Origin of the sequence: Streptacidiphilus pinicola (assembly GCF_003258295.1) — a bacterium.
Taxonomy (GTDB): Bacteria; Actinomycetota; Actinomycetes; order Streptomycetales; family Streptomycetaceae; genus Streptacidiphilus; species Streptacidiphilus pinicola.
On record NZ_QKYN01000003.1, the window covers coordinates 1 to 23927 of the forward strand.

Here is a 23927-nt window from a genome sequence, read left to right on the forward strand (position 1 = left end):
CCACCCCTGGAGCCGGTCCGGGTCGGCCGCAAGGGTCTCGCCGTGCTGGGCGCGGACGTCCGATTGGGCCGGCTGCCCGCACGGACCGATCTCGGACCGCGCGCGCTGGCGTGAGCCGGGCCCGGCTCGTGCCAGGATGGTAGGTATGGCGAAGACCGGTACGACGACCACCACCCAGGGGCTGCGCTCCGCGATCGAGCGCAGCGGCTACTACCCGACCCTCGTCTCCGAGGCCGTCGAGCAGGCCGTGGGCAGCGAGAGCGTCGAGGCCTACCTGGTGCACCAGGAGACCACCTTCGACGCCAACGAGGTCCGCCGGCACGTGACCGTGCTGGTGCTGACCGACAACCGCTTCATCGTCAGCCACACCGACGAGCAGGGCGCCGACGACACCTCGCCGGTGCCGTACGCGACGACGTCCACCGAGAGCGTCAAGATCGGCCGGATCTCGTCGGTCGTGGTGAGCCGGGTCGTCGCGAACCCGGAGACGTACGTGCGCGGCTCGCTGCCGCGCGAGGTGGTGCTGACGATCGGCTGGGGCGCGGTCTCCCGGATCGACCTGGAGCCCGCGGCCTGCGGCGACCCGAACTGCGACGCCGACCACGGGTACACCGGCTCGACCACGGCCGACGACCTCTCGTTGCGGGTCAGCGAGGCGGGCGACGGCCCGGAGACGGTGTCCCAGGCGCTCGCCTTCGCCCGTGCGCTGTCCGAGGCCACGGCGCGCGCCGCGGACTGAGTCCGCCGCACCGCCCCGCACGGGGGCGGCCGCGCCGCGCACGACACCGCCCGTCCCCGCAGAAACGACCAGATGACTCTCCCTCACAGCGCCGCGCCGGTGCCCGCCTACGGCGCGGCCGCCCTGGCCGACGTCCTGCCCGCGGTCGCGGCCGGCCTGGGCCTCACCGAGGCCGACGGCGTGCCCTCGACGGGTCTGCGACTGCCCGCCGCCGACCGCGTCTGCGTCTTCCTGATCGACGGCCTCGGCTGGGAGCTGCTGCGCGCCCACCCGGACGAGGCCCCGTTCCTCACCTCGCTGCTGCCGAGCTCGCTGGCGGGCAGCGGGCGTCCGCTCACTGCCGGGTTCCCCGCGACCACGGCGACCAGCCTCGCCTCCTTCGGCACCGGCCGTCCTCCCGGCGAGCACGGCCTGGCCGGCTACCTGGTCCGGATCCCCGGCGAGCGCCGGCTGATGAACCAGCTGCGCTGGCAGCCGCACATGACCCCGCGCACCTGGCAGCCCCACCCGACGGTCTTCCAGCGCGCCCACGTGCACGGGGTGAAGACCTGCCAGGTCACCTCGCCGACCTTCGAGTTCACCCCGCTCACCGAGGTGGCCCTCTCCGGCGGCGAGTTCCTCGGCCGGCTCACCGGCGAGGAGCGGATGGACCTCGCGGCCGAGCGCCTGGGCGCCGCGGACCGCACGCTCGTCTACACCTACTACAGCGAGCTCGACGGCATGGGCCACCGCCACGGCGCTGCCTCCGACGCCTGGCGCGGCCAGCTGATGGCCGTCGACCGGCTCGCCCAGCGCCTCGCCGAGCAGCTGCCGCCGCGCTCCGCGCTCTACGTCACCGCCGACCACGGCATGGTCGACGTCCCGACGGATCCGGCGGCCGGGGCGCGCATCGACATGGACGCGCCGGAGCAGGAGGACCTGCGGTCCGGCATGCTCCTCCTCGGCGGCGAGGGCCGCGCCCGCCACCTCTACGCCCGCCCCGGCGCGGAGGCCGACCTGCTGGCCACCTGGCGCGCCCGCCTCGGTGACCGCTTCTGGATCGCCTCGCGCGAGGAGGCCATCGACGCGGGCTGGTTCGGCCCGGTCGTCGAGGACCGCGTGCGCGGCCGCATCGGCGACGTCGTCGCCGTCGCCGCCTCCGACGCGGCGATCACCGCGACGAAGCGGGAGCCGGGGGAGTCGTCCATGGTCGGCATGCACGGCTCGCTGCTCGACTCCGAACTGCTGGTGCCGCTGCTGGAGGTGCGCCGTGGCTGAGCTGGTCTTCTTCTCCGGAACCATGGACTGCGGCAAGTCGACACTGGCGCTCCAGATGGACCACAACCACCGCGCCAGGGGCCGTCGCGGCATCATCTTCACGCGCAACGACCGCGCGGGCGCGGCGACGCTCTCCAGCCGACTGGGCCTCAGCACGGCCGCCGTGGAGGTCCACGACGGCTTCGACTTCCACCACCACGTGGTCAAGCTGCTGTCCGCCGGGGAACGGATCGACTACCTGATCTGCGACGAGGCCCAGTTCTTCGACTCCGCCCAGGTCGACCAGCTCGCCCGGATCGTCGACGACCTGGCGATCGACGTCTACACCTTCGGCATCACGACCGACTTCCGCACCCGGCTCTTCCCCGGCTCGGCCCGCCTGATCGAACTGGCCGACCGCGTCGAGGTCCTCCAGGTCGAGGCCCTCTGCTGGTGCGGCGCGCGGGCGACGCACAACGCCCGCACGGTGGGCGGCGTCATGGTCGTCGAGGGCGCGCAGGTCGTCGTGGGCGACGTGGTGGTCAACGAGGACCAGATCGGTTACGAGGTCCTGTGCCGCCGCCACCACCGCAAGCGCATGACGTCTGCGACGTCCCAGTCCGCCACCCTCTCCCCGGACGTCCTCCCCTTCGACGCCGTCTCCCCCATCCCGGGCCAGCACCACCGTTGAGGGCGTAGCCCTCCAGGGGCGCGGGGCTCTGCTGATGTGCGCCTCCGGCGCGTGGGCGCGAGTGGTCACCGATGCTCCCGCAGGTCGTTGCACTCACCTCAGGGGCGGGGAAGGGGAACTGCGCGGGAAACCACCCTGTGCGGATGGCCCTGCGCGTTGAGGAGCATCCGCATGCCGGTGGCTTGTCGCGCAGTTCCTCGCGCCCCTGAGGTGCAACCTCAGGTCAGTTGGAACGCTTCGGCGTCGTTCCGGGCCGCCGAGGCGGTGAAAGGCAGGCCGTCGAGGGTCCAGTGGCGGTCGGGGGTGAGGCCGAGGGAGGCGAAGACCTGGGGTGCCACGTCCACGTGGCGCAGCGGGGCGGTGATCGCGCCGGGAGTGAACTCCGGGCCCGCGCAGGCGATCCACGCCGTGCGCTCGAGCACGCTCGCGCCGCCGTGGCCGCCCTCGTCGACGTGGCCGTGGTCGGTGACGACGATGACCGTCCAGTCCTCGTCCGCGTAGCGCGGCCGCGCGCGGAGCGCGTCGAGGAGGCGGCCGAGGCGCTCGTCCGCGCGCAGGATCGCGGAACGGTAGTCCGCGCCGCAGCCGCGCAGATGCGCGGTCTCGTCGACCGCGCCCAGGTACACGAAGGACGCCTCGGGGTCCTCCTCGCGCAGGACGGTGACCGCGTCGCGGACCATCCGCTCGTCGACGGCCTCCCAGTCCTCGCAGGTCTCCGCGGCGGGGGCGACGAAGCTGAGCCGGCCGGGGCCGTTGAAGAGCGGGCCGCCACTGCGCGCCAGCACCAGCGGTTCCCACGCCGCCGCGACGTACGTGCGGCGGCCGTGAAGGTGCGTCAGGCGGGTGAGGAAGTCGGGGAAGACGGCGAGCCGGTGGCCGGTGAAGTCGTTGTTCCACACCGCGTGCTTGGTGACGTGGACGCCGGTGGCGATGGTCGCCCAGCAGGGGCCGGACATGGTCGGGGTGCCCGGGTCGATCAGGACCGGGGTGAGGAAGCCGGCGTCGCTGATCTCGTCGAGACGCGGCGTGTCCAGCTCCGCGAGGACGTCGAGGCGGACGCCGTCGACGCCGACGACGAGGACACGGCGGGCACGCTCGTGCCGGTCGGACTGGTGCGGGAGTGCCATGTGGGGCCCCAGGGGTGGGTCGTGCGAACGGTTCCCGTCACCCTAACGGGGGGCCAGGGGGTGTGTAAGCGCTTTCCACACCTCCGCGCCGATGAACTTGTCAGGACAAGTTGGTGAACGGCGGGGACGTTCGCCGAGCTCAGGCCTTCGAGAGCTGCACGAGGGCGAACGGGCCGCCCTGCGGGTCGCGCAGGAACGCGGCGTCGCCGTAACGGGCCGGGGGCAGCGACCGCTCCAGGGTGCCGCCCAGCGCGGTCGCGGACTTGACCGCCACGTCCAGGTCGCTGACGGCGAAGTAGACGCGCCAGCGCGGGCGCGGGTCCTCGGGACCGGCCGCGCGGATGCCGGCGACGCGGTGGCCGCCGTAGCGCAGCAGTATCGCGTCGTCCTCCCGGCCGATCTGCGCGCGACCGTCCTCGACCGCGGCCAGGCCGAAGCTCTTGGCGTAGAAGTCGGCGGAGTCCAGGACCGCGGTGGTGCGCAGTTCGCTCCAGACGACCGCGCCCGGCGCGCGCCGCAGCTGCCAGCCGGTGTGCGCGCGGGGCTCCCACGCCCCGAAGACGGCGCCCGACGGGTCCGCCGCGATCACCAGCCGCCCCGCGTCGGTCGAGTCCAGCGGGCCCAGGGCGACGGTTCCGCCGCAGTCGCGGATCCGCTGTGCGGACTCGTCGGCGCTGTCCACGGAGAAGTAGGTGATCCAGTCGACCGGGAAGCCCGCCGCCTCCTCGAACTGCCCGATCCCGGCGACCATCAGCCCGTCCAGGGTCGCCCGCACGTAGGGGCCGAGCCGGTCGGGCCCGTGCTGGTACTCCCAACCGAAGAGGGCCGCGTAGTACGCGCAGGCCGCGTCGAGGTCGTGCGCCATCAGGCTCACCCAACAGGGGGTGCCCTGGGGTTGCCGCAAGCTCTCACTCACGCCCTCGATGCTCCCATCCCCGTCCCGTGAACGCTGCCCTTGCCACGAGAATGTCCCCATGATTGAGCCAGTCACCACCCTGATCGGCCCCGCCGAGCTCGCGGACCTCCTCGCCGGCGCACAGCCGCCGACCCTGCTGGACATCCGCTGGAGCCTCGGCGGCCCGCCCGGCGCGGAGGAGTTCGCCAAGGGCCACCTCCCCGGCGCGCACTACGTCGACCTCGACCGCGAGCTCGCCGCCGCGCCCGGCGCGGCGGGTCGTCACCCGCTGCCCGCGCCGGAGGTGCTCCAGTCCGCGCTGCGGCGCTCCGGGGTACGCGCGGACCGGGACGTCGTGGTCTACGACGCGGCCACGTCGATGTCCGCGGCCCGCGCCTGGTGGCTGCTGCGCTGGGCCGGTCACCCGCGGGTGCGCGTGCTGGACGGCGGCCTGCGGGCCTGGACGGAGGCGGGCCTCGCGCTGTCGACGGCGGAGCCGTCGGACGAGGCGGGCGACTTCACCGTGGTCCCGGGCGGCCTCCCGACGACCGACGCGGACGGCGCGGCGGCCTGGCCCGTCACGGACGGCGCCCCGCGGGTCCTACTGGACGCCCGCGCGGGCGAGCGCTACCGCGGTGAGACCGAGCCGGTCGACCCGCGGGCCGGCCATGTGCCCGGCGCGCTCTCCGCGCCGACGAGCGACAACGTCGACGCCTCAGGCCGCTTCCTGCCACCGGCGGACCTCGCCACCCGCTTCGCCGCGCTGGGCGCGACCAAGGACACGGACATCGCCGTCTACTGCGGCTCCGGCGTCACGGCGGCGCACACCGTCCTCGCCCTCGAACTCGCCGGTCTCCCGGCCACCCTCTACCCGGGCAGCTGGAGCGAGTGGTCCGCGGACCCGGCCCGCCCGGCGGCGACGGGGCCCGACCCGCGCTGAGGGGCGGAACCACGAGCGCTGACGGCCGGTCATATATGGCTGGTGCGATGACCTTTCGGTCGGGGCGCCACGCATAGCATGATCAGTGACGGAGTCCGTCGGCCAGGCGCCGGCGGGCTCCGTTTCGGGATCCACGATGTAGACGACCGCAGCTCGTTCGGGCTGCGACTCAGAGGGGGTACATACGTGCGCACCATACGAAGGGTCCTGCTGCCGGCCGCGGCGGCGGTCCTGCTCACCCTGACCGCGACGGGGGAGGGCCAGGGAGCCACCCCCGGTCCGGAGTCCCGTGCCGCGGCGGACGCGTCGGCGGCGACGGCCGCCGCTACGACGACCACCACGGACGCCGGTGCTGCCGCGCTGGCGTACTGGACGCCGGAGCGGATGAAGAAGGCGACGCCGCTCGACGTGTTGCCGGCCGCTGACCCTTCCGCCGCCACCGCCGACTCCGCGCCCGCAGCGGGCGCCGTTCCCCCGTCCGTTCCGCCGCGTCCGGCGGAGCACCCGGCCGGCAGCACGGCGGGGGCGTCGCCGCACACGATTTACGCGTCGGCCGCGGCGGGCCGGGTGTTCTTCCACAACCCCAGGACCGGCGGCGACTACGCCTGCTCGGCGAGTGCGCTCAACAGCCCCTCCCGGCAGTTGGTCGTCACCGCGGGCCACTGCGTCCACGGGGGCCGTGGCGGCACGTGGATGACGAAGTGGGTCTACGTGCCGGACTACCACAACGGTTCGGCGCCCTACGGCGTCTTCGCCGCGAAGTCGTTCCGCACCTTCCAGGGGTGGATCTCGTCCAGCTCCGCCGCCCGCGACGTCGCGATGGTGACCACGTGGCCGAACAACGGCCGCAAGCTGGTCGACGTGACCGGCGGCAACGGCATCACCTGGAACGGCAGCCGCACCTCGCGCGTGGCCGTGCTGGGCTACCCGGTCAACTTCTACCGGGGTGAGGTACAGATGTACTGCAACGGTGGCACCAGCCCCGAGCGGGGCACCAGCAGGTTCCAGATCCGTTGCCACTACGGCCAGGGTTCCAGCGGCGGCCCCTGGCTGCGCTGGTACAACACCGGCAACGGCCTCGGCTACGTCGACGGGGTCACCAGCACCGGCAACCTGAGCGCGGGATGGGACCAGAGCCCCTACTTCGACTCGTACGTCGCCGCCCTGTTCAAGGCTCAGGGCTCACTGACCTGATCCCGCACGGATGAGACAGCGGGGCGAGGCCCCGGCGGCGCGCCGGGACCTCGCCCCGCTGCTGTCACGCCTGGCGGAGGGCGCTCAGTCCTGTTTCTTGCGGCGCGTACCGAAGACGATCTCGTCCCAGCTCGGCACGGCCGCCCTGCGGCCCGGGCGGACGCCGTCCGCCTCGGCCTGGCGGTCGGTGGAGCCGATGAGGCGGTCGCGGTGGGGGGTGGCCACGCGGGGCATGAGGATGTCCGCGTAGGCCGCACCCGCGCCGGCGGCGGCCGCCGCCGGCGGGGCCTCGGTCTCGGCGGCGAGTGAGGACTCGTCAGGAAGCGCGGACGGCAGCGGCGTCGGGACGACGTCGAGGAAGTCCACCGAGTCCAGCTGGTCCCCGACCGTCGTGGACGACGCGGACGCCGCGGCGGGCGTGGGCGCGGAGGGAGCCGGAGCCGCAGGTTCCGGGGCCCGCTCGACCCGCTCCGGGCGCTCGATGGAGAACCGCTCCAGCGGCGGTCGGTCGATCGGACGCTCGGGCGCGTGCGGGCGCATGCCCATGCCGCGGTCGGCTCCGGGGAGCCGCGCGATGCGGGGGACGAAGGGGTGCGTCGGCTCGGCCGTCAGGGCAGGCGACTCGCCGATCAGCGCGCGGGCCTCGTCGTCGCAGGGCTGGACCAGGCGGCGAGGCGGGTCGTAGGTCCACCGGGCCTGCCGGGCGACGGCGTCCGCGCGGAAGCCGAGGATGATCTCCCAGGTGCCGTCGTCGCGGCGGTAGGAGTCCCAGACCGTGCTGTCCTTCTCGGCGCCGCGCAGCAGCAGGCGCTCGGCGACGGCGTCGCCGAGCTGCGGGCCGGTGGACTCGCCGGCGCGGCGCACCGGGGTCTTCCGGGCGCGCTCGGCCATGAACGCGCGCTCCGCCAGGACCGGGCCCTCGAAGCGGCGGACGCGCTCGACGGAGATGCCGGCCTGCTGCGCGACCTCCTCCGCCGTCGCACCGGCGCGGATGCGCGCCTGGATGTCGCGGGGACGGAGGTGGCTCTCGACGTCGATCTGCCCGAGGCGCGGCCGGTCGCCGCGCACGGCCGCGCGCAGCCGCTCGTCAATCGGAAGGAAGTATTCCGTCGAATCGGCAGCCTTGAGCACCAGCCGTGAGCCGTCATTGCTGACGGCCACGACGCGCAGTTCGGGCACGGTTACCTCCCGGGTGGTGCCTGCCGACGTCACCTGCGTCGCTGCTCCCGTAACGAGTGTGGCGTGCCGACGGCCGGCGGACCACAACATTGCAGAGTTACCCGGCGGGTCGGCCTCGGTCCGCGACTCACCGTTATGGCACAGTTACTTCTTTTGACTGTCTGTCACTGTTCCACTGTTCCGAGCACCCGGATCCGCGCCTTTCACGGCGAGCACCCCGGGACGAGCCTCGCCGACCGTGCGCAGCCGGGCTTCACGTCACACTACTCCAAACGTGGGCCCCGGATGGTGCGGCTCGCGGCTCAAGTCTGCCCCGAATCGCTGGATTCTCAAGGGTCGCCACTCCGATGGCGGTCGTCCGCGCGGCTTACGGTGATCATCTTCACACATTTCGGCCATCCGGAACCGCGGGGTCCTTCGAACGGTCGTACCTGGTGCAGTATGGAGAAAGGCGTACATCGAGGGGCATTGATGGAGGATCTGGAAAATCAGGGCGCAAAGCCCAAGCGCAGGACCCTCGATCTCAGCCTCACCCAGGTGGCCGCGAGCGCTCTCGCGGCGGTGGTCGGCGCGGTCCTCGCGTCGCAGTTGGGCGTGTACGGCACGATCCTCGGCGCGGCCGTGGTCAGCATCGGGGCGACCACCGGGACGGCCGTCCTGCAGCACCTGTTCCGGCGCACCGGCGAGCAGTTGCGGGAGATGACCGCGACCACGGCCGAGCTCGAACACCCGGCGTCGGCGGCGGAGCCCGCCGGCGACAAGGAGACGCAGGTCTTCGACCCGTTCGACCCGGGCGGCGACCACACGCGGATGATGGCGCGAATCAACCCCCCGGACCAGGGCGAGGCCGTCGCCGTGTACCGCGGTCGCACCAATCTCAAACCCAAGAGCTGGAAGGTCTACGCCGTCACCGCCACGATCGTCTTCGGGCTCGCGATGGGCACGGTGGGCGTGATCGAGGTCGCCTCCGGCAAACCGGCCGCGAACTTCTTCGGCGGCAGCGGCGGCAGCGGCGGCGGTGGGAAGCCGAACAGCGGCGCCTCCGCACCTGTCGACCCGTCATCCGGCGCGTCGACCTCGGCCGACCACGCCGGCGACACCGGCAGGAGCGGTGGCACGTCCGGCACCGGCGGGCAGGGCAGCAGTAATAGCGGCAACGCCTCGCCGAACCCGGGTACCTCCTCCAGCCCCCACCCGAGCACCAGCCCCAGCCAGAGCCCGGACCCGGTCACCACCCCGACGCCCACCCCGGACACGTCGTCGGGCGCCGCCACCCCGCAGACCACGCCCTCGTCCTAGCCGAGCAGGTCAGTCGCCCAGCACCTGCCGCAGGTACGCGTTGCCGAACCGGCGTCCCGGGTCGACCCGGTCGCGCAGGGCGGTGAAGTCGGCGAAGCGCGGGTAGACACCCGCGAGGTAGTCCGCGTCGCGGGTGTGGAGCTTGCCCCAGTGGGGGCGGCCCTGGTGGGCCGTCATGATGCGCTCGACCTCGGTGAAGTAGGTCTGCGGCGCGGTGCCCCGGTAGAGGTGGACGGCGATGTACGCGGTGTCGCGCCCGCTCGCCGTCGAGAGCCACAGGTCGTCGGCGGGGGCGACGCGGACCTCGACGGGGAAGGAGATCTTCCAGTCCGAGCGCTCCACGGTGCGCTTGAGCTCGCGCAGCACCGTCGTCGCCGCCTCGCGCGGGACCGCGTACTCCATCTCGACGAAGCGCACCCGGCGCGGGCTGGTGAAGACCTTGTAGGCGACGTCCGTGTAGGTCCGCTCCGACCAGGCGCGGCTGGAGATCTTCGCGATCGTCGGGATGCTCCGCGGGAAGGCGCGGCCGACCCGGCAGGCGCCCTCCCACACGGTGTTGGAGACGAAGTCGTCGTCGAACCAGCGCCGGAGGGCCGGCAGCGGCGCGGCCGGGCCCGGGCCGCGATTGTTCCGCTTGGTGGTGCAGCCCTCGGTGTGCGGGAACCAGTAGAACTCGAAGTGCTCGTTGTCGTTCGCGAGTTCGTCGAAGCGGTCCAGCACCTCGTCGAAGCGCATCGGCGCCTCGTGCGCGGTCAGCAGGAAGGCCGGCTCGACGCCGAAGGTGATCGCGCTGACGACGCCCAGCGCGCCGAGACCCAGCCGCGCGCCCTCGAACAGCTCGGTGTTCTCGCTCGGCGAGCAGGTCACCACGCTGCCGTCGGCGAGGACGATCTCCAGCGCCCGCACCTGCGCGGCCAGCGAGCCGGAGCTGCGGCCGGTGCCGTGGGTGCCGGTCCCGGTCGCGCCCGCGACGGTCTGGACCATGATGTCGCCCATGTTGGTCAGGGACAGACCGGCGTGCTCCAGCAGCTGGTTCAGCCTCGAAAGCGGGAGGCCGGACTCGACGGTGACCGTCCCGCCCTTGTGGTCGATCTCGCGGACGGCCGTCAGCCGGTCCGGGCGGATCAGGACGCCGTCGGTCGCCGCGATCGGGGTGAACGAGTGGCCGCTGCCGACCGCCTTGACCGGGAGCCCGTCGGCGGCCGCCGCTCCGATCGCCTCGGCCAGCTCCGCGACGGAGCCGGGCGTCACCTCCCGGCTCGGCCGCGCGGTCTGGTTACCGGCCCAGTTGCTCCACACGCCCGGCCGGTTCGTCGGATCCGCCTGACTCGACACGTGCACCCTCCCGCTGCTCCGGCGCCGACCGCAGCCGGCGTGACCCGAGGAACGCCGTGGCGACCGAGAGCCCTGCCGCGGCCACCGTCACCCAGTAGCCGCCGGAGGCGCCCGCGGCGTCCACCACCCAGCCCGCGGCGGAGGAGCCGAAGGCCACCCCCACGGCCAGCCCGGTGGTGGTCCAGGTCATGCCCTCGGTCAGCTTGGCCGCCGGCACGATCAGCGCCACCAGACCCATGGTGGTGACCATGGTGGGGGAGATGGACAGCCCGGCGACGAACAGCGCCGCCGCCAGGGCCACGAGGTTCTTCACGAATAGGAGCGGCAGCATACTCACCCCCAGCGTGACGATGCCCACCAGGAACCGCCGCGAGAGCGGGCCCCTGAGCTTCAGCGCGCCGAAGACGATGCCCGCGATGCAGGAGCCGAGCGCGTAGACCGCGAGCACCACCGAGGAGAGCGCCTTGTGGTGCAGGTGGTCGGCGAAGGCGACGGTGGTCACCTCGACGCTGCCGAAGACCGCGCCGACACCGACGAAGGTCAGCACCAGCACCAGCAGGCCGCGGGTGCGCAGCGCCGAACGGCCCGCCGCGGCGTGGGCGTGCGGGTGGACCGGCGGCTCGGTCCGGCCCTGGGCGCAGAACAGCAGCGTGCCGACGCCGAGCAGCACGGTGGCGGCCAGCGGTCCGGCCTCCGGGAACCAGGAGGTGGACAGGCCCACGGCCAGGATCGGGCCGACGATGAAGACGATCTCGTCCACCACCGACTCGAAGGAGTAGGCGGTGTGCAGCAGCGACGGCGAGCCCTGGTAGAGGTGCGCCCACCGGGCGCGCACCAGTGAGCCCATCGCGGGCATACAGCCGGCCACGACGGCGCAGACGAAGAGGGTCCAGTCCGGCGCGCCCAGCGCGGCGCAGAGCAGCAGCGCGCTCATCGCGATCACGGTCACAGCGGTCGCCCGCAGCGCGACGCGGCTCTGCCCGTACCGGTCGACCAGCCGGGCCACCTGTGGGCCGAGCAGGGCCGCGGCCAGCGCGACCGTCGCCGAGACGGCGCCGCCGAGCGCGTAGTCGCCGCGCAGCGAGGAGAGCATGGTGACCATGCCGATGCCCATCATCGACATCGGCATCCGCGCGATGAATCCGGCGGTGGAGAACGCGAGACTGCCGGGGGCTTCGGCGAAGATCCGGCGGTAGGCGGTGAGCGCGGACAGCGCGGCGGGCACAGGAGCTCCGTAAGGGATATGGGTAGTTTAGACAGCTTACGTGGCCGCGCCGGGGGACGCCCAGTGGATATCTCACGGGCTGGGCGCGTCCGGTGAGCGGGCCCGAGGGGCGTGAAAGGATCGGCCTCATGTCCGACGCGCATGCCCCGTACGACGCCCTGCTGCTGCTCTCCTTCGGTGGTCCGGAGGGCCCGGAGGACGTCGTGCCCTTCCTGGAGAACGTCACCCGGGGACGCGGTATCCCCAAGGAGCGCCTGGCCGAGGTCGGGCAGCACTACTTCCTCTTCGGCGGCGTCAGCCCGATCAACGCGCAGAACCGCGAACTGCTGGCGGCCCTGCGCGCCGACTTCGCCGACCACGGCCTGGACCTGCCCGTCTACTGGGGCAACCGCAACTGGGCCCCCTACCTCGTGGACACGCTGCGCGAGATGGCAGCAGACGGCCACCGCCGCGTCCTGGTCCTGGCCACCAGCGCCTACGCCAACTACTCCGGCTGCCGCCAGTACCGCGAGAACCTCGCCGCCGCGCTCACCACGCTCCGCGAGGAGGGCGCGCCGGGCGCGGCCGAGCTGCGGGTGGACAAGCTGCGGATCTTCTACAACCACCCCGGCTTCGTCGAGCCCATGATCGAGTCCACCCTCACCGCGCTGGACTCCCTGCCGGAGGCGGTCCGCGCGGACGCGCGGCTGGCCTTCACCACGCACTCGATTCCCGACGTCCTGGCCGACTCCTCCGGCGCGCCCGCCGATCCCGCGCGCGGCACCCACGGCGGCGCGTACGTCGCCCAGCATCTCGAGGTCGCCCGCCTGATCGCCGCGGCCGTGGCGGAGGCGACGGGCGTCGCCGACCGCCCGTGGGAGCTGGTCTACCAGTCGCGCAGCGGCGCCCCCCACATCCCCTGGCTGGAGCCCGACATCTGCGACCACCTGGAGGCCGAGCACGCCGCGGGCGCGGCGGCGGTGGTCATGGTGCCGATCGGGTTCGTCTCCGACCACATGGAGGTCAAGTTCGACCTCGACACCCAGGCCCGCGAGAAGGCCGAGGAACTCGGCCTCCCCGTCGCCCGCGCCGCGACGGTGGGCGCGGACCCCCGCTTCACCGCGGCCGTCCGCGACCTCGTCCTCGAACGCGCCGCGCGCGAGTGCGGCGAGCGCGTCACCCCCTGCGCGCTGGGCGCGCTGGGCGCCAGCCACGACGTCTGCCCGATCGGTTGCTGCCCTGCCGCCCGGGGCTCGGCGCCTGCGGCGGCGGGCGAAGACTGGACTGACTGAGAAGTTGCACTCACCTCAGGGGCGCGGGGAACTGCGCGACAAGCCACCCACGCAGCTGATGACCGGCACGCACAGGGCCATCCGCACGTCGTCGGTTTCTCGCGCAGTTCCCCGCGCCCCTGGACAGTGCCCTACCGAGGAGAAAGCAGCATGACTGACCGTCAGAACCTCTACGCCGAACTCCTCGACGTCGCCGTCGAAGCCGCGGCCCGCGCGGGAGCGCTGCTGCGGGACGGCCGGCCGGCGGACCTCGGCGTCGCCGCGACCAAGTCCAGCGCCGTCGACGTGGTGACGGAGATGGACCTCGCGGCCGAAAAGCTGATCACCGAGCTGCTGTCCGAACGCCGCCCGGACGACGGGCTGTTGGGGGAGGAGGGCGCTGCCCGGGAAGGGACCAGCGGGGTGCGCTGGGTGATCGACCCGCTCGACGGGACGGTCAACTACCTCTACGGGCTGCCGGCTTGGGCAGTCAGCATCGCTGCCGAGCTGGACGGGGAGGTCGTCGTCGGGGTCGTGGACGTGCCGCCGCGCGGCGAGCGCGCGCACGCGGTGCGCGGGCAGGGCGCGTTCCTGAACGGGCGCGCCCTCGCGGTGCGGCCCGCGCCGCCGATGGAGCGGGCGCTGATCGGGACGGGCTTCGGCTACCTGCAGCAGCGCCGGGCCCGCCAGGCCGAGGTGCTCGCCTCGCTGCTGCCGCGGGTCCGGGACATCCGCCGGGGCGGCTCCGCCGCGGTGGACCTCTGCGACGTGGCCGCCGGGCGGCTGGACGGCTACTACGAGCGCGGCCTGAACCCGTGGGACTACAGCGCCGGGGCGCTCGTCGCCCAGGAGGCGGGCGCGCTGGTCTCCGGTCGTCCGGGGCAGCCGGCGAGCCCGGAGCTGACCGTGGCGGCGCCGCCGGTGCTGTTCGAGCAGCTCCGCGGCGAGCTGGACGAGTTGGGCGCCTGGCACGACTGAGCACGACTGAGTCCGGCCGTACGAAGACCGCATGAGAACGCCCCGGACGGTGTCCGGGGCGGGCGGTCGGGGGCGAGGGTGGTGTGGTCTGAAGCTCGGGTGGGCTGGCGGGTCTGGGGAGCTCTGGCAGGTCTGAGGATCAGGCCGCGGTGCGCGGAGCGGTCGGCATCAGTTCGATGCCGTGCTCAGCGGCCAGACGACGCAGGTCGTCCAGCTCGGACTGCTCGACCTCGGCCAGGAAGTCGTCCCCCGACTCCAGGGCCCGGTGCAGGTCCTGCTCGGCGTTGCGGATGCGCTGGAGGATGCCGGCGGTGAAGGCGTCCATAGGTTGACCCCCTTGCTGGTGTCGTGGCGGCCCCGGGTTGCGGGGGACCCGGCGCGGATGGCCGCACGGCGGGCGGGTGCGACACACATGACACGCATGTGCCTACAGCGCACAGTGCGCTGGTGCGTCGCGGGTGTAATCAGCGTCCTGCCCAAGCCGCTTTGCGGGGAAACCTCGGGCGGGGAGAGAAATACGTCATGTCGGCCCCGGGGCGGCCGCCGGTCCGGCCGGCGACCCCGCCGCCGGTTCCCGTCACGCCCCGCTTACCAGTGCTTTACGGGCGGTCGAGGCAGGATGGAACCCTGCCGGACATGCCGGGAGATCCGTGTGCGCGCCCGAAGGGGTGTGCCCGCTCCGAAAGGACCTTTGGTGCGAGTTCTCGTGGTCGAGGACGAGCAGTTGCTCGCCGACGCTGTCGCCACCGGTCTGCGCCGTGAGGCCATGGCCGTGGACGTGGTCTACGACGGCCAGGCCGCGCTGGACCGGATCGCTCTCAACGAGTACGACGTCGTGGTGCTCGACCGCGACCTGCCGCTGGTCCACGGTGACGACGTGTGCCGCAAGCTGGTCGAGGAGGCGCTGCCGACGCGCGTGCTGATGCTGACGGCCGCCGGCGACATCAGCGACCGGGTCGAGGGCCTGGAGCTGGGCGCCGACGACTACCTGCCGAAGCCGTTCGCTTTCAGCGAACTTGTCGCACGGGTGCGGGCGCTGGGCCGGCGGGCGACGACGCCGCTGCCGCCGGTGCTGGAGCGGGCCGGGATCACGCTGGATCCGGGCCGCCGCGAGGTGCTGCGCGAGGGCAAGCCGATCTCGCTGGCGCCCAAGGAGTTCGCCGTGCTGGAGGTGCTGATGCGGGCCGGCGGCGCCGTCGTCTCCGCCGAGCAGCTGCTGGAGAAGGCCTGGGACGAGCACACCGACCCGTTCACCAACGTCGTCCGGGTGACGGTGATGACGTTGCGGCGCAAGCTCGGTGAGCCGGCGGTGATCATCACCGTTCCCGGCTCGGGATACCGGATCTGAGCCGTGGCCACGACCCAGACCAGAAGCGTGCAGGGCGGCGACGGCGGCCACCCCGAGCACGGGAACCACATCGACATCAGGGAGTCGCTGCTTCCCTTCCGGCCCACCCTGCGCATCCGGCTGACCATGTTCTACGGCGGGATGTTCCTGCTCGCCGGGCTGATCATGGTGCTGGCCATGTACCTCTTCGTGGACCAGGCGTTCGGCAGCGCCACCCAGGTGCCGCCGATCCGCGTCGACCCGAACGTGCAGATCACCAACACGGCCACCGGCCAGGTGCTCACCGGCGACCAGTTCCGGGCCTGGCTCAGCGCCTACCAGCAGCACGAGGCGTCCGACGCGCTGCACGTGCTGGTCTGGAAGTCGCTGGCCGCGCTGCTCGCGCTGCTGATCCTGGCCGTCTTCTTCGGCTACGCGATGGCCGGCCGGGTGCTCAGCCCGCTCGGCCGGATCACCCGGACCGCGCGCCAGGTGGCCTCCTCGGACCTGCACCGCCGGATCGAGCTGGACGGGCCGGACGACGAGCTCAAGGAGCTGGCCGACACCTTCGACGACATGCTCGACCGGCTCGACCGATCGTTCGAGTCGCAACAGAAGTTCGTCGCCAACGCCTCGCACGAGCTGCGGACACCCCTGGCGATCAACCGCACCCTGCTGGAGGTCCAGCTCTCCGATCCGGAGGCGCCGCCGGAGCTGCTGCAGCTGGGCAAGACGCTGCTGGCCACCAACGAGCGCAGCGAGCAGCTGGTGGAGGGCCTGCTGCTGCTGGCCCGTAGCGACAACGAGCTGACCGAGCGCAAGCCGGTGGATCTGGCCGAGGTGGCCCGGCAGGCGCTGGAGCAGATGCGCGGCGAGGCCGAGCAGCGCGGCGTCCGGATCCGCTCGGCGCTGCCGCCGCAGGCCGGCGAGGTCATGGTCGCCGGTAACGGCGTGCTGCTGGAGCGGGTGGCGCTGAACCTGGTCCAGAACGCGGTGAAGTACAACCTGGCCGAGGACGGCTGGGTGGACGTCCAGGTGCACGCGGCGGTCAACGGCGGTGGGGAGCTCGTCGTGGTCAACAGCGGACCGGTGGTGCCCGGCTACGACGTCGAGAACATATTCGAGCCGTTCCGGCGCGGAAAGGGCCGGGAACGGACGCGGAGCGACAAGGGGGTCGGGCTCGGCCTGTCGATCGTGCGCTCCGTCGTGCGGGCCCACCACGGCTCCATCGAGGCGGTCCCGCGGGCCGAGGGCGGCCTGCTGATCCGGGTGCGGATTCCCGCCGCGAAGGCGCCGGCCCTGCCGCCGTTGCCGACCCGGGGCGCCACCGGCTGACACCCGCGTCCCACCCCACCCCGCCCCGCCGCTCACCTGCGGCGGGGCGGAATCAGTCGTTCCCGATCGGCCGTCCGAGGGTCGTCCGGGCGGCCGTTTGACGACCGGCAAGTAACCGAATATCCGACCTGTGACGTCAGTCCCTGGCCTTGCCAGCAGGCGCTTCGTCAACCTACGGTGGCGTAACCTACGGAACCGTAGGTGAGAGTGCTCCGAGAGTTGGATTTGCCGTGACGATCGCCCCCGACCGCCCCGCCGGCCGCACCCACTGGACCGACGCGCAGCTCCTCCACGCGCTGGAGGAGGTGGTCGAGCGCGAGCTCAACCGGCACCAGGGTGTGGCCAAGGAGTGGATGCCGCACGAGTACGTCCCGTGGAGCCAGGGCCGCGACTTCGACGGCCTGATGGGCGGCGAGGCCTGGTCGGTCGAGCAGTCCCGGGTGACCGACGTGGCGCGGGTCTCCCTCGTGGTGAACCTGCTCACCGAGGACAACCTGCCGAGCTACCACCACGAGATCGCGTCCATGTTCGGCCGCGACGGCGCGTGGGGCACCTGGGTGCACCAGTGGACGGCCGAGGAGGGCCGCCACTCGATCGTCATGCGTGACTACCTGCTGACCACGCGCGCCGTGGACCCGGTGGCGCTGGAGCGCGCCCGGATGACGCACATGGCCGAGGGCTTCGAGTCCGACAACAGCCACTCGATGCTGCACTCGGTGGCCTACGTGTCCTTCCAGGAGCTCGCCACCCGCATCTCGCACCGGAACACCGGGCACAACTCCGGCGACCCGGCCTGCGACCGGATGCTGGCCCGGATCGCCACGGACGAGAACCTGCACATGGTCTTCTACCGGAACCTGCTGAAGGCCGCCCTGGAGATCGCCCCGGACCAGGCCATGCGGGCCATCGCCGACGTGGTGATCAACTTCCGGATGCCCGGCCACAGCATGCCCGGCTTCGAGCGCGCGGCCGTCCAGATCGCCGTCGGCGGCATCTACAACCTGCGGATCCACCACGACGACGTGCTGCAGCCGGTGCTGCGCCACCTCAAGGTCATGGAGATCACCGGGCTGGGCCCCGAGGGCCTCCAGGCCCAGCAGGAGCTCGGCTTCTTCCTCGAGGGGCTGGACACCCAGGCGACCCGCTTCGACGAGCGCCAGGCGGCCATTCTGGCCCGCCGCCAGGCCGCGCAGGAGCGCCGCGCGGGGTAGCCGTGCGCGGACCCGGCTGGCGACCCCGATCCGGAGCAGATAAGTCCGGATTTTCCTGAACCGTGACGAACGTCACAAAGTGGCGTGTCACTGTGGGTGTGCGTACATTTTCAGCCAAAGTGCGGCCGAACAGCCGATGACGGACAGTGATCGGGGAATCGGGCGCACGGCCCCGTGGTTCCGGGGTTTTCACTGGTCATGATCACGGTAAGTGGTCAATGGAGGATAGCCCCTGGGCGGCCGCTGACCTCCTCCGATCGGCCCCGCGATCACCTCTTCGAGGGGCTGATCGGGTGTCGATTGAGTAACGGGCCTTGAAGTAAGGCAAAATCTCGCCCTCGGGTCGGGCACAAGTCCGACCGCCTGCGCGTTACGTGCGCTGGAGACAACCGCAACACGCCCAAAGGGGGAGAGTGATATGGCGACTGACTACGACACCCCACGCAAGACCGACGACGACCTCGAGTCGGACAGCATCGAGGAACTCAAGGCACGCCGGAACGAGAAGACCACCAGTTCGGTGGACGTCGACGAGTTCGAGGCTGCCGAGGGTCTGGAGCTGCCCGGAGCGGACCTCAGCAATGAGGAGCTTTCCGTCCGGGTGCTGCCGCGCCAGGCCGACGAGTTCACCTGCTCGAGCTGCTTCCTGGTGCACCACCGGAGCCAGCTGGCCAAGGAGAAGAACGGCCAGCCGATCTGCCGGGACTGCGCCGCCTGATCGAGCGGTGTAGGAAGGGGACTCATGGGACCGTTCCGCAAGCCGCAGAGATCCTCAGGCGCCGGGAACGAGCCGGCCCGACCGTCAGCGAACGAACCTGATGTGGCGCTCGACGAGACGACGGCCGACCTCGCCCGGATCGCCGACGAGATGGAGGTCTGGGACGGGTCCGCAGGAGCGGACTCCGTCCCCACCGAGCAGGGCCGGATGGCCTCGCTCGCACGCAGGCTGGGGCGGAGCCTCGGCAGGGGCGCCAAGACCGGCACGACCGGTCTGGCCGACCGCCTGATGGCGGCCGCGCCCCGGATCAAGGTGCGCGACGTGGCGACGCTGCGCGCACATCACCCCGACGCGCGCAGCGCGGAGGAGCTGGCCGACCGCATCGCGGCCGCCGGCGCCCGTGCCTCCGGCGCGGTCGGCGCCGGAGCGGGCGCGGCGGCGATGATGCCGGTTCCTGCCGCGATGCCCGTGGAGATCGCCGCGGAGCTGCTTGCGGTGGCGGCGGTGGAGTTCAAGATGATCGCGGAGCTCTACGAGGCCTACGGCCAGCCGGCGCCCGGCAACGCCCGGCAGCGCTCCCTTGCCTACCTCTCGGTCTGGTCCGAGCGCCGCGGCCTGGACGTCGCCTCACCGGCCACGATCCTGGCCCTCAGCAAGACCGCCGCGCTGCGGAAGTCGCTGCGCAAGCGGCTGACCCGCGCGGGTTTCCGCAAGCTTCCCTCGCTGGCCCCCCTCATGGTCGGCGCGGCCGCGGGCGCCTACGTCAACCGCCGCGACACCGCTCGCCTCGCCACCGAGATCCGCCGCTCCCTGCGCGAACGCCAACCCGCCGACCCGTCCTACTGGCTCACCGCCCGCGCGGACACGGACCAGCCGTAGCCGCCTGCGGGAGCGGCTCACCGGGGGGGCCGTGGTGGCCCGTACGAGGGCCTGTGCGGCCGCTCCCGGGCGTTCGGAGGACGGGGAGGAGCAGGGGCGTCAACGCGACGGAGATCGCCGCCACACGGGCGAACCGAGCCCGCCGGTCTCTGCCGGTGGCTGCGGAGCCGGCCTGCGGGCATGCGCCAGCCCCGGCCGGAGGCCGGGGGCCGGGGGCCGTTCTCGAGCTGCGACGGCCTGGCCGCCGTCTCGGCCTACTTGGACGCGGTGGTCGCGTCCTGGCGTGCCGCCTCCAGGGCCGCGGCGAGGCGGTCCGGGGTGCGGGTCGAGAGGTAGAGGTAGGGCGTCGGGTCGCCCGGGTCGGTGACCTCGACGCGCAGCGCGGTCGGGATGTAGCCGCGCAGCAGCATGAAGGCGCGGGCATCGGCCTTGTGCGTGCGCCAGGCGAAGGCCTCGTCCTTGTCCAGCGACTCGGCCCGGCCGAGGGCCGAGACGGGGATCTTCGCCTCGCCGGCGAGCAGGTGGCCCTGGGCGACCCGGATACGCGGTGAGCCGTAGCTGCTGAGCAGCACCGCGCCGGCGACGCCGCCCACGACCAGGCCCAGCAGGGCCGCGATCGGGCTGAAGACCAGCAGGACCAGCATGAAGGAGATGCCCAGGCCCGCTGGCAGCAGCCACAGGACCGCCGGGGCGGAGAGACGTTCGTCGTACATGGCCACCATTGTGCGCGCCCCCGGCGGCGCGCCCGACCGCGGGGCCGGTCGGAAGGGCCGCTCCCTGTAGGGTCGGCGGGTGACCGATGCAGCACGCCCCAGCCTCACGCCACCGCCCGACGCGGTCCCTCCCGTCCGTCACCCGGAGGCCCCCGCGCCCGGCGAGCTGATCGGCTCCCACTACGACTTCTGCTTCGCCTGCGGCCCGGCCCAGCCCTCCGGCCTGCACCTGGCCGCGCGGGCGGGCGAGGGCGTGGAGATCTTCGCCGAGTTCACGGTGGCGCCCACCCACCAGGGCGGCCCCGGACTGGCCCACGGCGGCGTGCTGGTGACGGCGATGGACGACGCGCTCGGCACGCTGAACTGGATGCTGCACACCGCGTCGGTCACCGCGCGGCTGGAGACGGACTTCCGCCGCCCCGTCCCGGTCGACTCGACGCTGTACCTGCACACCTGGGTCGAGGCCGTCGCCGGACGCAAGATCTACAGCCGCGGCGAGGCCCGCCTGAACGGCCCGGACGGACCCGTCGCGCTCACCGCGCAGGCGCTGTTCATCCAGGTCCCGATCGCCCACTTCATCGACCACGGCCGCCCCGAGGACATCAAGGCGGCCATGGACAACCCCGACCTGCACAAGCGCGCCCGCGCCTTCGAGGTGAACCCGTGAGCTCCGACCTGCACCCCGTCGACGTCCTGATCCGCCGGATCGACGAGGACCTGCCCGTCCCCGCCTACGAGCACCCCGGCGACGCCGGCGCGGACCTGCGCACCACCGTCGACGCCGTCCTGGAGCCCGGCGAGCGGGCCGTCCTGCCGACCGGCGTCGCCATCGCGCTGCCGGACGGCTACGCGGCCTTCGTACACGCGCGCAGCGGCTTGGCCGCGCGGTGCGGCGTCGCTCTCGTCAATGCCCCCGGAACGGTCGATGCCGGGTACCGTGGTGAGATCAAGGTGATCGTCGTCAACCTCGACCCGCGCGAGCGGGTGGTCTTCCACCGCGGGGACCGGATCGCCCAGCTGGTGGTCCAGCGGGTGGAGAAGGTCCGCTTCCACGAGGTGGCGGAGCTGCCGGGGTCGGCGCGCGCCGCAGGAGGCTTCGGGTCGACGGGGGGCCATGCCGCGGTTAGCATTCCCGCGGCCGGGCAGAAAGACTCTTCGGTACCCGACCGGGAAGGACAGTGACCGTGTTCCGTCGTCGCGCCAAGGGCGAGGACGCTGGCAATCAGCTCGACGAGCTGGCCGACGCCGACAGCAACGAGTTCGAGGACGCCTCCGAGGCGGAGGGCGGCGTGACGGAGGGGCGGGTCGGCCTGCCGCCGGCGCCGCGCCCCGAGGGCCCGTTCGACATCTCCGAGGTCGACGAGGCCAAGGACGGACGGGTGGACCTCGGCGGTCTGCTGGTCCCCGGCGTCGACGGCATGGAGCTGCGCGTCGAGGTCGCCGGTGACGCGATCGTCGCGGCCACGCTGGTGCTCGGCAACAGCGCCATCCAGCTGCAGGCCTTCGCGGCGCCGAAGTCGGAGGGCATCTGGGGCGAGGTCCGCCAGGAGATCGCCGACGGCATCGAGCAGCAGGGCGGTGCGGTCGACGAGGAGGAGACCGAGCTCGGCTGGGGCCTGCGGGCTCGCGTCCCGGTGCAGTTGCCTGACGGCACGCAGGGGGTTCAGCTGGTCCGCTTCGTCGGCTGCGACGGTCCGCGGTGGTTCCTGCGCGGCGTGATCAGTGGCCAGGCGGCCATGCAGGATGACGCGGCGGCGGTGCTGGAGCAGGTCTTCCGTCAGACGATCGTCGTCCGCGGCGAGGGCCCGATGGCCCCCCGCGACCCGATCGTGCTGCGTCTGCCCGAGGACGCCCAGATGGTCGCGGACGGCATGCCCCAGCAGCAGGGTCCGGCCTCCGCCAGCGACCTCAACCCCTTCGAACGCGGCCCGGAGATCACCGAAGTCCGCTAGGCCCCCAAGGGGCGCGAGGCTCGGCCTGTGCGGCTCCGCCGCGTGGGCGCGAGCCGCAGTTGCACGACCGAGGGGCGCGAGGAACTGCGCGAGCAACCACCCCGTGTGGGTGGCCCTGCTCGTTCGGCGAGTCACCACACACGGTGGCTCGTCGCGCAGTTCCCCGCGCCCCTCGGCGTGTGCAGCTGGCTGATGTCACCAAAGGTCGGGCTTGCGGGAGGCCCAGGGGCGGGCGGACTCGAGTTGGGCCGAGAGGGAGATGAGCGTCGACTCCTCGCCGTAGCGGGCGCCGAGCATGACGCCGATGGGGAGGCCCGACGGGGTCCAGTGGAGGGGGAGGCTGACCGACGGCTGGCCCGTCGCGTTGTAGAGCGGGGTGAACGGCGTGAACGCCGCGATCGCTTCGAACTCCGACGCCGGGTCGGCGTCGTTGCGGAGGCCGCCGACGCGGGCCGGGGGTTGGGCCAGGGTGGGGGAGAGGATGACGTCGTACGCCTCCATCAGCTGGGCGACCAGCAGGCCGACCGCGCGGAAGGCGTAGAGCGCCATCGCGAAGTCGGGGCCGGAGACCTCGCGGCCCTGCGCACGCAGATGGCGCGTGAGGGGCATCAGCTTGTCCTCGTCGTCCGGGGCGACCGGCGTCTGCGTGGCCATGACCGACCAGACCTGGCCGAAGACCTCCCGCAGGGTGTCGTCCGCGGGGAGGTCGAGCGACTCGACCGAGTGACCGAGGGAGTCCAGCAGGTCCGCCGCGGACGCCGTCGCCGCGGCGCAGTCGGCGTGGACCTCGACGCCAGGGACGGGCGCCTGGGTCAGGACGGCCACCCGCAGCGCGCCCGGCTCGCGGTCCGCGTAGCCGCGGAACGTGTCGCCGGCCGGGAGGGAGGGCGCGGCGTAGGGCTCCCCCGGCATGCTGCCCGCCAGGACGTCCAGCAGGGCCGCCGCGTCGCGGACCGTGCGGGCCAGCGGGCCGGAGGTGGAGAGGCCGGAGACGTCGTAGAAGGTCGGACCGGAGGCGACCCGGCCGCGGCTCGGCTTGATGCCGAAGAGCCCGCACACCGATGCGGGGATGCGGATGGAGCCGCCGCCGTCGCTGCCGTGGGCGAGGGGGGCGAGGCCGGAGGCCACCGCCGTGCCCGCGCCGCCGCTGGAGCCGCCGGCGGAGCGCTCCAGGTCCCAGGGGGTGCGCGCGGGAGGGGCGACCTGGTTCTCGGAGTAGCAGGGGAGGCCGAACTCGGGGGTCTGCGTCTTGCCGAGCAGGACCGTGCCGGCGGCGCGCATCCGGGTGACGACGTGGTCGTCGACCGCGGGCACGTTCTCCGCGTAGGCGGCCGAGCCGAGGGTGGCGCGGACGCCCGCGACGAAGTTGAGGTCCTTGACCGGCACGGGGACGCCGTGGAGCGGGGACAGGGGGCGCTCCTCGCGGCGGGCTTCGGCCGCGTCGGTCTCGGCCTGGCGGGCCTGCTCCAGCGCGAGGTCGGGGGTCACCGTGACGTACGCCCCGACGGTGTCGTTGAGCCGGTCGATGCGCTCCAGGTAGTGCTCGGCCAGCTCGACGGGGGAGAGCTTCCCCGTCGCGATCAGCTCGCCCTGCTCCAACGCGGTCAGGTCGTGCAGTTGGGTCATTCCCAGCCTCCTGGCTTTCCGTTACCAACGGGTAGCTCCCGGCGCGATCCTCGCACCGGGAGCCGGAGACCCGCCAGG

At 72.8% G+C, this 23927-nt stretch carries 24 protein-coding genes; 16 read left to right on the forward strand and 8 right to left on the reverse strand.

Annotated elements, in window-relative coordinates:
* Nucleotides 1-145 precede the first annotated feature (145 nt).
* The 3 genes from DN069_RS00255 (at nucleotide 146) to DN069_RS00265 (ending at nucleotide 2666) form a co-directional block, all read left to right on the forward strand.
* Nucleotides 146-739, forward strand: a complete 594-nt coding sequence (locus tag DN069_RS00255; RefSeq protein ID WP_111498624.1) for a DUF5998 family protein — start codon at nucleotides 146-148, stop codon at nucleotides 737-739.
* Nucleotides 740-811: 72 nt separating this feature from the next.
* A complete protein-coding gene (locus DN069_RS00260) occupies nucleotides 812-1996 on the forward strand; it encodes an alkaline phosphatase family protein (RefSeq protein WP_111498625.1) in 1185 nt (394 codons plus the stop codon).
* The gene (locus DN069_RS00265; protein WP_111498626.1) at nucleotides 1989-2666 is read left to right on the forward strand and encodes a thymidine kinase; all 678 of its coding nucleotides are present in this window, start codon (nucleotides 1989-1991) and stop codon (nucleotides 2664-2666) included. Before DN069_RS00260 ends, DN069_RS00265 begins: the two co-directional genes overlap by 8 nt.
* A 218-nt stretch (nucleotides 2667-2884) precedes the next feature.
* Here DN069_RS00265 and DN069_RS00270 read toward each other — a convergent pair whose 3' ends face one another.
* Entirely contained in the window at nucleotides 2885-3793 is a 909-nt protein-coding gene (locus tag DN069_RS00270; RefSeq protein WP_111498627.1) for an alkaline phosphatase family protein, read from the reverse strand.
* 139 nt (nucleotides 3794-3932) lie between these two features.
* Nucleotides 3933-4709, reverse strand: coding sequence for a VOC family protein (locus DN069_RS00275; RefSeq protein ID WP_133259795.1), 777 nt, complete (start codon nucleotides 4707-4709; stop codon nucleotides 3933-3935).
* Between the two features lie 58 nt (nucleotides 4710-4767).
* Here DN069_RS00275 and DN069_RS00280 point away from each other — a divergent pair, with 58 nt between their 5' ends.
* Together DN069_RS00280 and DN069_RS00285 are read left to right on the forward strand one after the other, a co-directional pair.
* A complete protein-coding gene (locus tag DN069_RS00280; protein WP_111498629.1) occupies nucleotides 4768-5628 on the forward strand; it encodes a sulfurtransferase in 861 nt (286 codons plus the stop codon).
* A gap of 186 nt (nucleotides 5629-5814) precedes the next feature.
* Entirely contained in the window at nucleotides 5815-6822 is a 1008-nt protein-coding gene (locus DN069_RS00285; RefSeq protein ID WP_111498630.1) for a trypsin-like serine peptidase, read from the forward strand.
* A gap of 84 nt (nucleotides 6823-6906) precedes the next feature.
* Here the strand turns inward: DN069_RS00285 and sepH are convergent, their stop codons facing one another.
* Nucleotides 6907-8034 (reverse strand): septation protein SepH, encoded by a 1128-nt coding sequence (gene sepH, locus DN069_RS00290; protein ID WP_111498631.1) that lies wholly within the window; start codon nucleotides 8032-8034, stop codon nucleotides 6907-6909.
* A gap of 438 nt (nucleotides 8035-8472) precedes the next feature.
* Here sepH and DN069_RS00295 point away from each other — a divergent pair, with 438 nt between their 5' ends.
* Nucleotides 8473-9300: a hypothetical protein gene (locus DN069_RS00295; RefSeq protein WP_111498632.1), complete on the forward strand. Its 828-nt coding sequence runs from the start codon at nucleotides 8473-8475 to the stop codon at nucleotides 9298-9300.
* 9 nt (nucleotides 9301-9309) lie between these two features.
* On the opposite strand, the gene DN069_RS00300 is transcribed toward DN069_RS00295, so the two are convergent.
* Together DN069_RS00300 and DN069_RS00305 are read right to left on the reverse strand one after the other, a co-directional pair.
* The gene (locus tag DN069_RS00300; protein WP_111498633.1) at nucleotides 9310-10635 is read right to left on the reverse strand and encodes a D-arabinono-1,4-lactone oxidase; all 1326 of its coding nucleotides are present in this window, start codon (nucleotides 10633-10635) and stop codon (nucleotides 9310-9312) included.
* Nucleotides 10577-11860 carry an MFS transporter gene (locus DN069_RS00305; protein ID WP_243638803.1) on the reverse strand — a complete coding sequence of 428 codons (1284 nt, stop codon included), beginning with the start codon at nucleotides 11858-11860 and terminating at the stop codon, nucleotides 10577-10579. The genes DN069_RS00300 and DN069_RS00305 overlap by 59 nt, the downstream gene beginning before the upstream one ends.
* 128 nt (nucleotides 11861-11988) lie before the next feature.
* On the opposite strand from DN069_RS00305, the gene DN069_RS00310 reads away from it, so the two are divergent.
* Together DN069_RS00310 and DN069_RS00315 are read left to right on the forward strand one after the other, a co-directional pair.
* Nucleotides 11989-13131, forward strand: coding sequence for a ferrochelatase (locus tag DN069_RS00310; RefSeq protein ID WP_111498634.1), 1143 nt, complete (start codon nucleotides 11989-11991; stop codon nucleotides 13129-13131).
* 150 nt (nucleotides 13132-13281) lie between these two features.
* A complete protein-coding gene (locus DN069_RS00315; RefSeq protein WP_111498635.1) occupies nucleotides 13282-14088 on the forward strand; it encodes an inositol monophosphatase family protein in 807 nt (268 codons plus the stop codon).
* Between the two features lie 139 nt (nucleotides 14089-14227).
* On the opposite strand, the gene DN069_RS00320 is transcribed toward DN069_RS00315, so the two are convergent.
* The gene (locus DN069_RS00320; RefSeq protein WP_042363731.1) at nucleotides 14228-14413 is read right to left on the reverse strand and encodes a hypothetical protein; all 186 of its coding nucleotides are present in this window, start codon (nucleotides 14411-14413) and stop codon (nucleotides 14228-14230) included.
* 369 nt (nucleotides 14414-14782) lie between these two features.
* On the opposite strand from DN069_RS00320, the gene DN069_RS00325 reads away from it, so the two are divergent.
* From DN069_RS00325 to DN069_RS00345, 5 genes are all read left to right on the forward strand, one after another.
* Nucleotides 14783-15436 (forward strand): response regulator transcription factor, encoded by a 654-nt coding sequence (locus DN069_RS00325; RefSeq protein ID WP_042363732.1) that lies wholly within the window; start codon nucleotides 14783-14785, stop codon nucleotides 15434-15436.
* A gap of 69 nt (nucleotides 15437-15505) precedes the next feature.
* Complete coding sequence (locus tag DN069_RS00330; protein ID WP_243638807.1) at nucleotides 15506-16750, forward strand: sensor histidine kinase; 1245 nt, start codon at nucleotides 15506-15508, stop codon at nucleotides 16748-16750.
* Nucleotides 16751-16980: 230 nt separating this feature from the next.
* Complete coding sequence (locus DN069_RS00335; RefSeq protein WP_111498636.1) at nucleotides 16981-17961, forward strand: acyl-ACP desaturase; 981 nt, start codon at nucleotides 16981-16983, stop codon at nucleotides 17959-17961.
* 418 nt (nucleotides 17962-18379) lie between these two features.
* Complete coding sequence (locus DN069_RS00340) at nucleotides 18380-18679, forward strand: DUF4193 domain-containing protein (RefSeq protein ID WP_111498637.1); 300 nt, start codon at nucleotides 18380-18382, stop codon at nucleotides 18677-18679.
* Nucleotides 18680-18781: 102 nt separating this feature from the next.
* Complete coding sequence (locus tag DN069_RS00345; RefSeq protein WP_243638804.1) at nucleotides 18782-19558, forward strand: hypothetical protein; 777 nt, start codon at nucleotides 18782-18784, stop codon at nucleotides 19556-19558.
* A 254-nt stretch (nucleotides 19559-19812) separates the two neighbouring features.
* Here the strand turns inward: DN069_RS00345 and DN069_RS00350 are convergent, their stop codons facing one another.
* Nucleotides 19813-20271, reverse strand: a complete 459-nt coding sequence (locus DN069_RS00350) for a DUF3093 domain-containing protein (RefSeq protein ID WP_243638805.1) — start codon at nucleotides 20269-20271, stop codon at nucleotides 19813-19815.
* Nucleotides 20272-20350: 79 nt separating this feature from the next.
* Here DN069_RS00350 and DN069_RS00355 point away from each other — a divergent pair, with 79 nt between their 5' ends.
* The 3 genes from DN069_RS00355 to DN069_RS00365 are packed head-to-tail and all read left to right on the forward strand — an operon-like array spanning nucleotide 20351 to nucleotide 22223.
* Nucleotides 20351-20938, forward strand: coding sequence for a PaaI family thioesterase (locus DN069_RS00355; protein WP_111498639.1), 588 nt, complete (start codon nucleotides 20351-20353; stop codon nucleotides 20936-20938).
* Entirely contained in the window at nucleotides 20935-21453 is a 519-nt protein-coding gene (gene dut / locus DN069_RS00360; protein WP_207892004.1) for a dUTP diphosphatase, read from the forward strand. Before DN069_RS00355 ends, dut begins: the two co-directional genes overlap by 4 nt.
* Before the next feature lie 2 nt (nucleotides 21454-21455).
* Nucleotides 21456-22223 (forward strand): DUF3710 domain-containing protein, encoded by a 768-nt coding sequence (locus DN069_RS00365; protein ID WP_165845320.1) that lies wholly within the window; start codon nucleotides 21456-21458, stop codon nucleotides 22221-22223.
* A gap of 195 nt (nucleotides 22224-22418) precedes the next feature.
* Here the strand turns inward: DN069_RS00365 and DN069_RS00370 are convergent, their stop codons facing one another.
* Complete coding sequence (locus tag DN069_RS00370) at nucleotides 22419-23849, reverse strand: amidase (RefSeq protein ID WP_111498641.1); 1431 nt, start codon at nucleotides 23847-23849, stop codon at nucleotides 22419-22421.
* Nucleotides 23850-23927 lie beyond the last annotated feature (78 nt).

Bases quoted from the DNA above. Each gene is read 5' to 3' on its own strand.
- DN069_RS00315 (WP_111498635.1), top strand. From the start codon at position 13,282: ATGACTGACCGTCAGAACCTCTACGCCGAACTCCTCGACGTCGCCGTC.
- DN069_RS00320 (WP_042363731.1), bottom strand. From the start codon at position 14,413: ATGGACGCCTTCACCGCCGGCATCCTCCAGCGCATCCGCAACGCCGAG.
- DN069_RS00340 (WP_111498637.1), top strand. From the start codon at position 18,380: ATGGCGACTGACTACGACACCCCACGCAAGACCGACGACGACCTCGAG.
- DN069_RS00270 (WP_111498627.1), bottom strand. From the start codon at position 3,793: ATGGCACTCCCGCACCAGTCCGACCGGCACGAGCGTGCCCGCCGTGTC.
- DN069_RS00280 (WP_111498629.1), top strand. From the start codon at position 4,768: ATGATTGAGCCAGTCACCACCCTGATCGGCCCCGCCGAGCTCGCGGAC.
- DN069_RS00255 (WP_111498624.1), top strand. From the start codon at position 146: ATGGCGAAGACCGGTACGACGACCACCACCCAGGGGCTGCGCTCCGCG.
- DN069_RS00310 (WP_111498634.1), top strand. From the start codon at position 11,989: ATGTCCGACGCGCATGCCCCGTACGACGCCCTGCTGCTGCTCTCCTTC.
- DN069_RS00370 (WP_111498641.1), bottom strand. From the start codon at position 23,849: ATGACCCAACTGCACGACCTGACCGCGTTGGAGCAGGGCGAGCTGATC.
- DN069_RS00350 (WP_243638805.1), bottom strand. From the start codon at position 20,271: ATGTACGACGAACGTCTCTCCGCCCCGGCGGTCCTGTGGCTGCTGCCA.
- DN069_RS00260 (WP_111498625.1), top strand. From the start codon at position 812: ATGACTCTCCCTCACAGCGCCGCGCCGGTGCCCGCCTACGGCGCGGCC.
- DN069_RS00295 (WP_111498632.1), top strand. From the start codon at position 8,473: ATGGAGGATCTGGAAAATCAGGGCGCAAAGCCCAAGCGCAGGACCCTC.